This window comes from Phocaeicola sp. RTP21359st1_B8_RTP21360_211022, from assembly GCF_040911965.1.
Classification (GTDB): Bacteria; Bacteroidota; Bacteroidia; order Bacteroidales; family Bacteroidaceae; genus Phocaeicola; species Phocaeicola vulgatus.
Genome location: NZ_JBDFXP010000032.1, coordinates 46,864 through 61,058 on the forward strand (window position 1 = coordinate 46,864; position 14,195 = coordinate 61,058).

General features: G+C 40.8%; 11 protein-coding genes. 2 read left to right on the plus strand and 9 right to left on the minus strand.

Translation table 11 applies throughout. The annotated features are described in order from the left end of the window. Nucleotides 1-401 precede the first annotated feature (401 nt). On the plus strand, nucleotides 402-1,493 hold the full coding sequence (locus AB5062_RS15790) for a TlpA disulfide reductase family protein (RefSeq protein ID WP_008781589.1): 1,092 nt from the start codon (nucleotides 402-404) through the stop codon (nucleotides 1,491-1,493). 226 nt (nucleotides 1,494-1,719) lie between these two features. Here the strand turns inward: AB5062_RS15790 and glgP are convergent, their stop codons facing one another. The 9 genes from glgP to AB5062_RS15835 form a co-directional block, all read right to left on the minus strand. Beyond that, nucleotides 1,720-4,284: an alpha-glucan family phosphorylase gene (glgP, locus tag AB5062_RS15795; RefSeq protein ID WP_005839535.1), complete on the minus strand. Its 2,565-nt coding sequence runs from the start codon at nucleotides 4,282-4,284 to the stop codon at nucleotides 1,720-1,722. A gap of 28 nt (nucleotides 4,285-4,312) precedes the next feature. After that, nucleotides 4,313-5,983, minus strand: coding sequence for a glycogen/starch synthase (locus AB5062_RS15800; RefSeq protein WP_005839533.1), 1,671 nt, complete (start codon nucleotides 5,981-5,983; stop codon nucleotides 4,313-4,315). Nucleotides 5,984-6,237: 254 nt separating this feature from the next. After that, entirely contained in the window at nucleotides 6,238-6,702 is a 465-nt protein-coding gene (locus AB5062_RS15805; protein WP_005839531.1) for a V-type ATP synthase subunit K, read from the minus strand. A gap of 213 nt (nucleotides 6,703-6,915) precedes the next feature. Then, a complete protein-coding gene (locus AB5062_RS15810; protein ID WP_032953186.1) occupies nucleotides 6,916-8,721 on the minus strand; it encodes a V-type ATP synthase subunit I in 1,806 nt (601 codons plus the stop codon). Then, the gene (locus AB5062_RS15815) at nucleotides 8,718-9,323 is read right to left on the minus strand and encodes a V-type ATP synthase subunit D (protein ID WP_005839527.1); all 606 of its coding nucleotides are present in this window, start codon (nucleotides 9,321-9,323) and stop codon (nucleotides 8,718-8,720) included. The genes AB5062_RS15810 and AB5062_RS15815 overlap by 4 nt, the downstream gene beginning before the upstream one ends. 14 nt (nucleotides 9,324-9,337) lie before the next feature. Beyond that, nucleotides 9,338-10,660, minus strand: coding sequence for a V-type ATP synthase subunit B (locus AB5062_RS15820; protein WP_005839525.1), 1,323 nt, complete (start codon nucleotides 10,658-10,660; stop codon nucleotides 9,338-9,340). Between the two features lie 35 nt (nucleotides 10,661-10,695). After that, a complete protein-coding gene (locus AB5062_RS15825) occupies nucleotides 10,696-12,450 on the minus strand; it encodes a V-type ATP synthase subunit A (protein WP_005839523.1) in 1,755 nt (584 codons plus the stop codon). A gap of 18 nt (nucleotides 12,451-12,468) precedes the next feature. Further along, nucleotides 12,469-13,305: a DUF2764 domain-containing protein gene (locus AB5062_RS15830; protein ID WP_032953184.1), complete on the minus strand. Its 837-nt coding sequence runs from the start codon at nucleotides 13,303-13,305 to the stop codon at nucleotides 12,469-12,471. A gap of 9 nt (nucleotides 13,306-13,314) precedes the next feature. Then, nucleotides 13,315-13,905 carry a hypothetical protein gene (locus tag AB5062_RS15835; protein ID WP_005839519.1) on the minus strand — a complete coding sequence of 197 codons (591 nt, stop codon included), beginning with the start codon at nucleotides 13,903-13,905 and terminating at the stop codon, nucleotides 13,315-13,317. A gap of 82 nt (nucleotides 13,906-13,987) precedes the next feature. Here AB5062_RS15835 and AB5062_RS15840 point away from each other — a divergent pair. Then, nucleotides 13,988-14,195, plus strand: a 208-nt coding sequence (locus AB5062_RS15840; RefSeq protein WP_368326916.1) for a hypothetical protein, incomplete at its 3' end; no start/stop codon positions are given.

The following is a 14,195-nucleotide window of genomic DNA, read 5'->3' on the forward strand; positions in this document are numbered from 1 at the left end:
AGTTGGATATAGCTTGAATGAAACGTTATCGCTCGGTACGAATCATGTACTCTTCCATGCCGGGCGCAAACCCGATCTCCACCTCCGGATTATTTTTATTCCGTAATTGAAATAATTCCTCCAAATCGTACATCATTGCATTAATATTCACATCACTCTACACAAACTTCAATGTGCCCGATTCGATTTTCGAAAGATCCAGAATATTACCGATCAACTGTAACAGTAAGGCAGCCCCCTGTACAAATTATAACCAAAGGAATTGAATGAGTGCCCATAAAATTCAAAAAAAGCAAAGCAAAACTATAGATTCCTTATTTCATTCTGAAAATAAAAACCTTTTTTCCGCAAACATATTAATTAAGTAGTTATCTTTGCGTTCAAATTATAATCATATTAAAATGAAAAAATTAGTTTATTTATTGGCTGCAGGAAGTATGGCTTTCGTTGCATGTCAGAATTCGCCTTCCTATAAGGTTACAGGTTCAGTAGAAGACATCACTGATGGCGACACGATCTATTTACAGGAATACGCAGGAGGAAACCTTGTAAAACTTGATTCTGCTATTGTCAAAAGCGGAACTTTCGTATTCACCGGAAAACAAGATACGGCTGTAAACCGCTACATCACTTATATGAAAGGAGACAAGCGTTACTTTACTGATCTTTTTCTTGAAAATGGAAATATTAATGTAACCTTAGGTAAGGAAAGCAAAGTTTCAGGTACTCCTAATAACGACGCTTACCAAAAATTCAAAGATGGCTTCATGGCTTTAAGCAAGGAAATGAATGAAATGTACCAAAAGGCTCAAAGCGACACTAGCTTGACAGAAGAACAGGTAGAAGCTATCATGGCTGAGATTGAAAAGAAAGACAGTGTAGGCATGGATATGGTTTATCAAACAATTGAAGCCAATATCACCAATCCGGTCGGTGTATATCTTCTCCCTTCCTATGCAGGCGCATTCGAACTCGACAAACAAAAAGCGTTGGTAGAAAAAATTCCCGCTGCATTAGTTAATGAACGTATCAACAAGTTGAAAGCCCACATTGAAACTTCAGAGAAAACGGCTGTAGGTCAGAAATACATTGATTTCTCTATGCAGACCCCTGAAGGTAAAACTGTAAGCCTGTCTGATTTCGTCAGCAAAAATAAATATACTTTGATTGACTTTTGGGCTAGCTGGTGCGGACCTTGCCGTAAAGAAATGCCCAATGTTGTAGAAGCATACAAGGCTTTCAAAGATAAAGGCTTCGGAATTGTAGGTATTTCTTTAGACGAGAATGCAGACAAGTGGAAAGAGGCTATCACTGCCTTGAATATTACATGGCCGCAAATGTCTGACCTGCAAGGTTGGAACAATGCAGGTGCAAAACTTTATGGTGTCAATTCAATTCCTGCTACCGTATTGGTTGATCAGGAAGGTACCATTGTTGCACGTAATCTCCGTGGAGATGCCATCAAGTCCAAACTGAACGAACTATTGAAATAAAATAACTGCAAAATAGTTTACAAAGTAAAATACCGATGTCTAGAAAGGCATCGGTATTTTTTATACTCGTCCTATCCTTCCCAATAATGCGCACTTTCCATAACAATCTTAACTGGAATGATAATATCAATGAAACTTTGGGCGAACATACTAATAAAAAAGAACTGCTTCCTCTCTTTTCCAAGGAAACAGTTCTTTAAATAGAAATATTATCTTAATTCAATGATTAGTTAAACCAACGAACATAGCAGAAGTCCTGACGATGAGGCAAATCAACATTCTTCGGGAACATACGGTATGCCACCTTGAAGCTGCCTGAGTTAGACAAACTGTGTTTAACCTGGAATGTATACAAGTTACCTTCTTTCTTAATTACTTCCATTGGTTCTACAGAATAGATATGCTCTTTACCTTCCGCATTCGTGAAAGTGGTAACCAGTTCAATACCTACTGCATCATCCAATCCCTTTTCATCTATAACATAAGTAATGATATATTCTTTTCCGCTTTCAATATTACCGCTAGCCAGCTCTTCCGTCTTTTCACATGAAACGATTTCAATGGAATCCCAAAGTTCTGCAACTCTTTCTTTCCAAGCAGCCAGTTCCTTAGCCTTTGCATAATCATTGGCTACCAATTCTTTAAAACGTTTTGCTTCTTTAGTATAGAACTTAGCATAATAATCGTCTAACTGACGTTTCATTGTATAATGAGGAGCCACCTGAGCAATAGAATTCTTGATAGTCTTCACCCAACCCTCAGAATATCCCTTACGGTTACGTGCATAATACAATGGAAGAATCTCATTTTCCAAAATACTATAAATAGTTGCGGCATCCAATTGATCTTGATGATCTTGATTCTGATAAGTACGTTTTTCAGTTAACGCCCATCCTGCTCCTTCACGGTAACCTTCCAGCCACCAACCGTCAAGCACAGAGAAGTTAACAACACCATTCATCAAAGCCTTCTCGCCTGATGTTCCAGAAGCTTCCAAAGGACGGGTAGGAGTATTCATCCAAATATCAACACCTGAGACCAGACGCCGTGCCAACTGCATATCATAATTTTCCAGGAAGATGATTTTGCCCAAGAATTCCGGACGACGGGAAATTTCCACAATCTTCTTGATCAACCCCTGACCTGCACCATCGTGTGGATGAGCCTTACCTGCAAATAAGAACTGTACCGGATAATCAGGATTGTTCACAATCTTAGACAAACGTTCCAAATCAGTAAACAGCAGATGCGCACGTTTGTAAGTAGCAAAACGACGGGCAAACCCAATCAACAAGGCATTCGGATTAATCTTTTCCATCAGAGAAACGATACGTGAAGGATCACCTTGGTTCTTCAACCAGCTTTCACTGAACTGCTTACGAATATGGTCAACCAATTTGTACTTCAAAGCCATACGGGTTTCCCAAATTTCTTCATCGGCTACATTATAAATAGCTTCCCAAATTTTCTCATTAGACTGATCTTCCAGGAAATTAGGAGCAAAATGCTTAGCATATAGCTTCTTCCATTCAGTAGCACTCCACGTTGGGAAATGAACACCATTAGTTACATAACCTACATGACTTTCTTCAGGGAAATAGCCTTTCCAAATTCCAGAGAACATCTCCTGAGAAACCTTGCCATGCAACCAGCTCACACCGTTTACTTCCTGACAAGTGTTACAAGCAAATGTAGACATACAAAAACGTTCGCCTGCATCACCCGGATTAATACGACCCAAGTCCATCAAATCCTGCCAAGAAATCCCCATACGCTGTGGATAACCACCCATATATTTTCCAAACAAGCCTTCATCAAAATAGTCATGCCCCGCAGGAACCGGAGTATGAACCGTATATAAAGAAGAAGAACGAACTACTTCCAAAGCCTGGTCAAATGTCAGCCCGCTTTCTACATAATCACACAAACGCTGCACATTACACAAAGCAGCATGTCCTTCATTACAATGATAGACATCTTTCTTAATGCCCAATTTCTTCAGCAGCAACACACCACCGATACCTAACAAGATTTCTTGTTTCAAACGGTTCTCCCAATCTCCACCATACAACTGATAAGTGATAGGACGATCAAATTCGCTGTTCATTTCATTATCCGTATCTAGCAGATACAAAGGAACACGTCCTACATTTACCTTCCATACGTATGCATGAACGAAATAGTTCAAATAAGGAACATCAACTACCATCGGCTGTCCGTTTTCATCCATTACACGTTCAATAGGCAGGCTACCGAAATTCTGTGATTCATAGTTAGCAATCTGCTGACCATCCATTGAAAGGCTTTGGCTAAAATACCCATAACGATACAAGAAGCCAACACCACACATATCTACATTACTGTCTGATGCTTCTTTCAAGTAGTCACCGGCCAAAATACCCAGCCCACCGGAATAGATTTTCAAAACATGTGTCAAACCATACTCCATACAGAAATAAGCAACAGAAGGACGTTTGCTATCCGGCTTAGCATCTACATAAGCTTTGAATTTAGCATATACATCATTCATGCGCTTTACAATCACCTTATCCTGAGTTAATGCCTCCAGCTTTTCATAGCTCAAACGTTCCAATAAAGCAACGGGATTCTGCCCCACTTCTTTCCAAGTTGCAGGATCTAAATCTCTAAACAGGTCTGTTGCTTCGTAATTCCATGCCCACCAGATGTTACGAGCCATTTCCTCCAACTTCTTCAGTTCTTCGGGAATGTGTGATTTTACTGTAACTTCCTTCCAATTAGGAGTATTCGCATTACTTACTTTGATTTTCATGTCTCTCAAATTATTTATTAATAATTAATTAGCTATTCATAACAAGCCTTTTCTGTGCATTATGCAATGCCACATCATAAGCTTCATAATAATATTTGATAAAATGCTTCCACAATGCCTTTTCAGCAATGTCCGCCGCATTTTTACGCACTGTCTTGATTGTATTTTCCGGCAATCCCGAAAATTCCGATATAGTGTCCTTTATAACATCCGCCACTTCAGAATAGTTGTAATCCGAGCGATGGATAACTTTCACACCATCTTTCAACTCACTGTATCTACCCTTCAACGAGTTTACCCACAAACCAAATCCGGCCAGATCAGTTGTTATAGTAGGTACATGGAATGCTACACTTTCCAAAGGTGTATACCCCCAAGGTTCATAATAGGAAGGATAAACACTCAAGTCATTCCCCAACACCAAATCATAATATTCCAAATTCAAGATACCATCCTTTCCATCCAGATAACAAGGTACAAATATTACTTTTACCTTAGATTCCGCCGAATTGGACATTCCCAAATACTTCATCATATCAAGTACCTGATCATGACTCATATTATGCAACCAATGTGTGATAAACGGACACTCCAACGGAGTTGTGAAATTCTCTTTGCTTTTCAAACGTTCCACCAAATCCTCACGAGGATCCCCTACCCAACCTGGTACATTAATAAATGCCAGCACCTCTTTTTTCAAATTTTTATCACGGGTCAATCGGTTCAAGGACTCCAAATAGACATTGATACCTTTATTTTTAAACTCATAACGACCGCTTGTACCCACAATAAGAGTATCATCGCTCATCGTCAAGCCAAGCAATTTATTAGCCAAATTCAACATCGCAGCACGAGCTTTCTTACGCTTGGCGGCAAATGTACGACCTTGCGGAACAAAGTCATCCTCAAACCCATTCATCAACACCACATCTGCCGGCTTGTCCAACAACTCCTTGCATTCGTTGTTGGTAATCTCACTGACCGTAGTAAAGCAATCCACATGATGCGCAGTCTGCTTCTCAATAGAATGCTTTGCCTCCATATTGAGTTCACGCGCCATTTGGTCGCCATTATAAGCAAATAAGTAATCGTAAAGGGGTTTATTGTTTCCGGCGATAGACCGGCCTATAGAAGTAGCGTGAGTAGTAAAAATGGTAGCTATTTCGGGTACCGCTTTCTGCAAATAAAGGGCCCCCATACCTGTCATCCATTCATGTGCCTGATAAATGACCTTATCATTTTCGGTCAGATTGAAACGATAAAAGCTTTCAACCACTTTTCCGGCTGCATAAGAAAACATAGACGCTTCGTCGTAATCTCCATAAGCATGAAGTGAATCAACTTTAAAATCCTCCCACATCCGGCCATATATTTCATTTCTTTTAGAGAAAAAAGGATAAAAATCCACCAATATGACAATAGGCTCTCCCGGAATATTCCAGCGTCCCACACGAACTTTCAATCCGTCTTTCTTCAAAGCATGTTCACGCCATGCCGCACAAAGATTTTCATTTTCACTGAACAAAGGATTTTCCTTTCCTGCCCAAAAATCGGGTCCTATGAAAAAGACTTTGTCTTTGAATGCTTCCTGCAGTGTTTTGGCCCTGGTGGACAACACCGTATAAATTCCCCCTACTTTATTACATACCTCCCAACTTGCTTCGAATATATAATCAGGGGCTAACAATTCTTTTGCCATCTATTAACTAATCTTAATTCGAGCGCAAAGTTACATATTTTCAATGAGATAATAAAGTTTTTTTGCAACTTTATGTTATTCAGATAGTTTCTGAATTAGCATTCAATTATTTTACTCTAACAATCTTCACAAAAAAATACTGATATCGGCTACAATAATAAATATTTTTAAGGTTCTGCCTTACATTAGAATAAGAAAAGCGGCTATTTCCATAAAAACAGGAAATAACCGCCCATATAAAAAAACTAATCTGATTACGCAGCCAATGCAGATCCCATCAAGAAGGTTGCAGCCAAAGCAACAATAGCATACAATTCAGGAAAAACGGCCAAAATCAATGTATTACCAAATACATTATGTCCTTGGCCAATGGCAGCAATACCATTAGCACAAACCTGCCCCTGACGGATAGCGGAGAAAAGAGCTACAAGTCCCAAAGCAATACCGGAACCCAACACGGCAGCAGCTTGAATACCTGTAATAGCCGGAGTCAGAACACCGAAAATACTCTGGAACATGAAATAACCGGCAAAACCATACAGTCCCTGTGTACCGGGAAGTGCAGTCAACACCAAGAAGTTACCGAATGCACTATCATTCTTCTTCAATGCACCGATAGATGCATTACCTGCGATAGTTACACCATACGCACTACCGATACCTGATAAACCAACCATAATTGCAATACCTACATAAGCAATCAATAAATTCATTTCCATAATTCTTCTATTTTTAATTTTTAAATTCTTTATTTTATCAAACTTCTCCTAAAAGGAATACTTTTCATGTCATCCAGAACTTAGCGAAATATCTGCATACTATGCTTCAGATTCTCCCTTTCTAGCTTTTCTGTCTGCACAAGGATACAACATTTATTCAAAATGACAATGCCGAAAAGGCTTAAACAGCTTTTAATTCTTTATTCTCATTCTTCAATTCTTGAAAGGCTTGTACTCCTTACCCCCTCCTTCGTAACCCGAATTCTTAAAAAACTCCACGAAAGTCAGACGCATCGGATGAACCATCGCTCCCAATATATTCATAAACATGTTGATAGAATGACCTATCAAGAAAATCAATACCATCACTATCGGACCTGCAATTGCATTATCAGGACTCATTCCAGCCGCCAGACTATTGAATACGCTGGCAAGAATACCACCCGACAGACCTAAAGCAAACAAACGCACATACGAAAGGATATCCCCCAGCAAACCGGTTGCCATATTGTAGGAATCCCACAAACCCAAACCGATATTGAGAAAAATATTCTTTCCTGGACTGTTGAGCAAGAAAATCAGCACACCGGCAAGCCCCAGAATTACCAAATGGACAGTTCCTCCCATCGGCATGGTATCTCCCAATAGGAATGCCAAAGCTGTACTTACCAATACAATAATCCATCCGATAGTTGACAATGCATATTTCAATCCGAACTGAATGGTCTGATTAGCCGCTTTCAGTATCATACCGAAAATAATCTGTACCGCTCCCAAAATCAATGAAAGATTAAACATCCATTGATTGTCCAGGAAGAACAAATCACGCATCTTATTAAAGAACGGAATATCATTACCATACAGATTAAATCCGAAAAAAGTACCTGTCAGCATACCGCAGAAGAAAGTAGAAGCACCCAAAATCTGCACCAAAGTTAAGATGGGCTTCATGGAAGCACCGACATTCTTCGCCAACATACGATAAACAGTTACTCCTAATACCATGAACAGACCATAGCCCGAATCGCCCAAACACAGCCCGAAAAAGAGCATAAAGAAAGGAGCAAAGAACGGCGTCAAATCCAGTTCATTATACTTAGGAAGCATATACAGTTTCATAATCGGTTCAAACAGACGGAAGAATCCTTTATTATTCAACTGAATAGGTACATTGTCCTCCGGCGTAGGGTCAGCAATTTCAAAGTACGCCTCCTGTTGATTCAGAAAATTAGTAATCTCCGGAATCTGCGTAGCCGGTGCCCACCCCTGTAACAACATCAATTTGTCATCCGCAGCTTGTTCAGTACTTAGCACCACTTTTGAGAATTCTATCTGTGAGCGGATATTAACTTGTGCAACTTGCAAAGAAAGAAGTTTTTCTCCTGCTATGGCAGCTAACTTATCATCCACACTCTTCATTTGCTGTTCCAAATCTTCACATCTGGCAGCAAGCCTACTCAAGGACATTACCGGCAATTTGACCGATTCCACTTCCAATTCGGGCAACGTTCCTTCTTTGGTTATGGTAATGAAATAAATGCGTGAACCAATACGGTTAACCTCCGTAGCATAGTACGTATCCAACCATTCCTCGTTAAAGTTCTTCTCTGAGCAAATATAGAAATTCACCTGATATCCAACTTCTTGCAACCGCATAACCGACGCAGGATCGAAATCTCCCCATACCTCTAACGCGGCACGCTCTTTGTCGCAAATCTGCAACTGATGCTGCAACTGGGTTTTCTCCAGTTGTAACGCCTCCACTTCCTCCAACGCTTTCTCTCCACGGGCTGTATCCCCCTTCTGTTCTTGCAGTTCAACATTAAAACCTTGCAAAAACTTAATAGTTGAAGCATAGTGGTCGGACAGACGGATGCTCTCTTGAAGTTCGGTATTCTCCGCTGTCCCCTGCGCTTTTTCCGCCACGTGGACTACGCCCAAATCACGGATATTTTGCAGGAAACATTCATAGTCCTTATGATAAATAAGGAAAGTCAACTTCTTCATTTTTGTAATCATGCCTCCGCCTCCTTTCTTTTCTCTTGAATAGATTTCAGAATCTTCTGCGATGATTTGGACAAATTCTCTTCATCCTCCATAAATCGTTTTATCTTTCGCAGAGCATCCTGATATCCGGGTATCTGCACTTTCTCAAAAAGATTCACTTTTTGAGTGGTCTTTTTACGCGCATGTTCCAGCAGGTTCAGTTTGGCAAGCATAAATTCCCTTTCAATAGCAGTCTGTGCCAATCCTTTCAACAAATATATTCCATCGGAATACCACTTCGGGCTGTTGAACAGACTGTAGGGACGGATGTCAAAGTCTACGTTTTCCAACAAGGGAACTCGTACACCGGCAATCTTCTTTATACCCAAATGAACATCACTCACTTTTATTAATGAAGCATCAAATTCATTCCAAAGTGCGAACATGGCCTCGTATGCCTGAATCTGTTTTTCAAGCCTTTCCTCCAACCCGGCAGCTTCTGTCTTGCATCTCTTTACTTCCATGCGGAGGGCGCTTTCCTTATTTTTAATAATAGGAAGCGTACGCACACGGACCTTGAGCTGCTTCTCAAGCTGTTGTAGCGAGGTCTTGTTATATTGAAACTTTATTGCCATGTTTCTTCGTTAATTTATTGTTTTTTCCAATGCTGGTCAACCAATTCTTTCTTTATATTGACTTCTTCCGGCTTAAAGTATTTGCTGAACAATCCCCATGTAACATCCAGCATTTCAGTAGTATCCAGATTCACATCAATGGCGAGTAACTGATTAGCGTAATCTTTAGCAAATGCCAAAGTACGTTCATCATAATTAGTCAAGTCAAAACCATTTTCCATCTTAGTCTTGGCATTGGCGGCATCAGCATACAAACGTACAGCAGCATTCATCACCTGAGGATGATCCTTACGGGTTTTCTTACCACTCACCAACTGTTTCAAACGAGACAACGAACGGAACGGGTCCACGATAACCTTACCGATATCACTATCGCGACGCAGGAACAGCTGACCTTCAGTGATATAACCCGTATTATCAGGAACAGCGTGCGTAATATCACCGCCACTCAAGGTAGTTACCGCAATAATAGTGATTGAACCACCTGCGGGGAATTGTACCGCTTTTTCATAAATCTTCGCCAAATCCGAATAAAGAGATCCCGGCATAGAGTCCTTGGAAGGAATCTGATCCATACGGTTAGACACAATAGCTAACGCATCAGCATAACTGGTCATATCAGTCAGCAACACCAATACTTTCTGATTATGTTCCACTGCAAAATATTCAGCAGCCGTCAGCGCCATATCCGGAATCAACAGACGTTCTACCGGAGGATTTTCCGTAGTATTCACGAAACTGATAATACGGTCGAGCGCACCGGCATTAGAAAATACATTCTTAAAATACAGGTAGTCGTCATTAGTCATACCCATACCGCCCAAGATAATCTTATCGGTTTCGGCACGCAATGCCACATTGGCCATCACTTGATTGAACGGCTGGTCAGGGTCAGCAAAAAAAGGAATCTTCTGTCCTGATACCAACGTATTGTTCAAATCGATACCGGCAATACCGGTCGCAATCAGTTCCGACGGCTGTTTACGGCGAACCGGATTCACAGACGGACCGCCAATAGGCACTTCCTGTCCCTCAATTTCCGGTCCTCCATCAATCGGATCACCAAAAGCGTTGAAGAAACGTCCAGCCAACTGGTCGCTCACTTTCAGTGTAGGCGACTTGCCCAAGAATACGACCTCAGCATTGGTCGGAATACCTTCCGTACCCTCGAACACCTGCAAAGTCACTTCATCACCCATGATTTTTACCACCTGGGCTAATTTCCCATTAACCATTGCCAACTCATCATAGCCCACTCCTGACGCTTTCAGCGAACAGGTTGCCTTGGTAATCTGGCTAATCTTAGTATATATCTTTTGAAATGCTTTTGTTGCCATCTCTACTCATTATAAATTAAAATTAAAAATTAAAATCAGACACTTCTCTCGGCAACCAATTCCTGTAACTGCTTCTTAAAATCCTCATACTGCTCAGATTTATATTTAGCATAGTTCATCTGTTTGCAAAGGTTGATCATCTTTTTGAAATAATCCATCACCTCAATGAAAGTATCAAACTTGAATTCCGTATGACAGATGTCGATTACCATATTCAAGATCTCCTCCTGACGTTCCATCGGAGTCACTGAATCCACTTCATCAAAAGCATCCTGTTGCAGAATCACAAAATCAATCAGCTCTGATTTCCAAAAGATTACATGATATTCTACAGGTACGCCATCATCACCCAAAATATTAATCTGTTCAGCAATTTCCTTACCACGCAACAATCTTGTTTTGATTTCGTTCACCTTACCAATCCATTCACCATTAATACGTTTGGCGATATATTCCTCAAATTCCGGATATTCCAGATATTTTGAATAAGAGTCAATCGGGTTCACAGCCGGATAACGCTTCCTGTCGGCACGTTCCTGCTCCAAGGCATAAAAGCAACGGGCCACCTTTTTAGTATTCTCCGTTACAGGTTCCTTCAAGTTACCACCTGCCGGAGATACAGTACCGATAAAGGTAATAGAACCGGTCTCACCATTATTCAGATGTACATATCCCGCACGTCCGTAAAAGTTGGAGATAATAGCCGAGATATCCATCGGGAATGCATCCGGACCAGGCAATTCTTCCATACGGTTGGACATCTCACGCAAGGCCTGCGCCCAACGGGAAGTAGAATCTGCCATCAGTAAGACTTTCAATCCCATAGCACGATAATACTCAGAAATGGTCATAGCCGTGTACACAGACGCTTCACGGGCAGCCACCGGCATGTTCGAGGTATTGGCAATAATGATAGTACGTTCCATCAGCTTACGTCCTGTATGCGGATCTACCAGTTCGGGGAACTCCGTAAAGATTTCCACCACCTCATTCGCACGTTCACCACAAGCAGCGATAATTACGATATCCGCTTCCGCCTGCTTGGAGATGGCATGCTGAAGCACTGTTTTCCCTGTACCAAACGGACCGGGAATAAATCCCGTTCCCCCTTCTACAATGGGGTTGACCGTATCAATAACACGGACACCGGTTTCCAATAATTTATAAGGACGCGGCTTTTCCTTATAATTAGTCATAGCCTTCTTTACCGGCCACTTCTGAATCATGTTTACCGGAATATCTTTACCTTCTCTGTCCGTTAGAACCACTACAGTATCCTCAATAGTATAATCACCTTCAGGAACAATGGATTTCACTTTATAAGTACCTGTCAACTGAAATGGTACCATAATTTTCAGTGGCTGGAAGTTCTCATCCACCTGTCCCAACCAAGCCGATGGACCAACTTCATCACCCACTTTCACCAACGGTACAAAATGCCACACTCTTTCTTTATCCAATGGATAGGTGTATTGTCCGCGTTTCAGGAACACTCCATCCATTTTATCAAGGTCGTTTTGCAGACCATCATAATTTTTAGACAACATACCCGGACCTAGAGTCACTTCAAGCATGTGTCCCGTAAATTCGGCTTCAGCACCAACTTTCAATCCACGTGTACTTTCAAACACCTGCACATAAACATTGCTGCCTACCACCTTAATAACCTCTGCCATCAAGCGGTCTCCGCCAGTCAGAATGTAACAAATCTCATTCTGTGCCACCGGTCCGTCAACGGTAAGAGTAACCATGTTGGCTATTACGCCACTAACAGTTCCTTTTGTTGCCATATATCTTTAATCTGTTTATTATCTGAATTCTGCGGGAATCTGTATCTCGTCCTTTAATTTATCAATAATCTGACGGAACAGTTCGCTTCCCTTTTCCTTATCCATAGAAATCCAACGGTCAATCATTTCCAATTTCAACAAAAACACGAAAATCCGTTCCACAGTAAAATAGTTGAAAAAGACAGCGTCTTCCATCCAGTTCCATTTCAACAAATCTATCTTCTTTTCCCTTTCCACTAATTCTTCAATCTCGCTGATACGGAGTACCTGCTCAAAATATTCCAGCATCTCGGACAAACCGAAATCTCGGGCATTCGATGTACGAATCATCTCACTCACATCCGTCTTGCCCACTACTACCTGAGATACGTCCATTTTATATTTACGTGCAGCTAAGGCAGCCAGTATATTATTGATATTCAAATTAAATTCAAACCAGGAGGAAACAAATTGATTACCGCAGTTCATGGCATACGCATAATAGCAGGCAGATAACATATCTTCCGCACGATAGAGTTCCTCTGCGGAAAGAGCCAAATAAGCAGTAATAAATTCATAAAGATAAGATGGGTATCTCTTATCCGGAGCATCGCCTTCACGCACCGAACTGATAAGCGCCAGCAACTCATTCTGAGAATAATTCCCCTCAAAATCTGTCGTAGCTTCCTTATCTTTCAACAGTTTCAACAGGTTAGCATTATCGAATTTCAAATAGAACAAGTCGATTAACTTCCTATCCTTTTCCGATAATTCCGAATAGATTTCCGATTTAAAATTAGCCACTGTATAGTTCAGTTTGCCATCCTCCAACGAAAGATCCGGCAAACCGGCTACCAGGCAATAATAATTTGTCATAGTCCCGTTTTAAAACAACATTTCTACTAATTGAGGACGAAGGAAATCCTTGAAATAATTTTCAAATTCCTCTTCACCGAAGTTCACTTTGTAAGAGCCGTCAGCTGGTGAGATAGTAAAAAGTGATTTCGTTCCGTTCACTTCTTCTATTCTCACTCCTTTATCCAACAAAGCTTTTGCGTTCGCTGCAAAATATTTCTTAAGTCCTTCGGCATCTGCGGTAGAGATCACGATAGATTCGTTAGCAGACCATTGGGCAGCTAATGAAACTATAAACTTATTCAGATACTCCTTATCTGCCACAAATCCTTTCACACTTTCACTGACTACCTCATTGGTCAACAAGGTAGCTATTTCGGTCTTCAATGCATTTACTGCTTGTCCGGCAAACAATTTAATTTCTGATTGTGTATTTTCGGCAGTTTCCTTGGCTGACTTCCGAGCTACAGCGAGAATAGACTCAGCTTCCTTACGGGCATCCTCTACAATCTTTGCTGCTTCATCGCGAGCACTACTGATAAGTCGCTGTGCTTCTTCATTTCCTTTTTCCACACCTTCACGATAAATCTTATCGGTAAGCTCCTGAATTTTATTTTCCATATTCTTAGAAGATATTTTTTTGAGTTTAACACTTTCTTTCTTCAATAAATTCAAAAAGAATAGCCCAAAAGTACAAAAATCAATGATAGAAAAAGAATTTAATGATAGAATTTACACTAAAAGTACTGCAAAAAGAGAAAAATATACCATATTCATGTTACAGAACATAGGATTATTTCCGTTACTAGACTCCGCCACACACGTGCGTATACAAAAAAAAGCCTCCGGAACTTCTTCAAGTCCGGAGGCTTCAATCAAAACGGCGGCTACCTACTCTCCCACTGTGACGC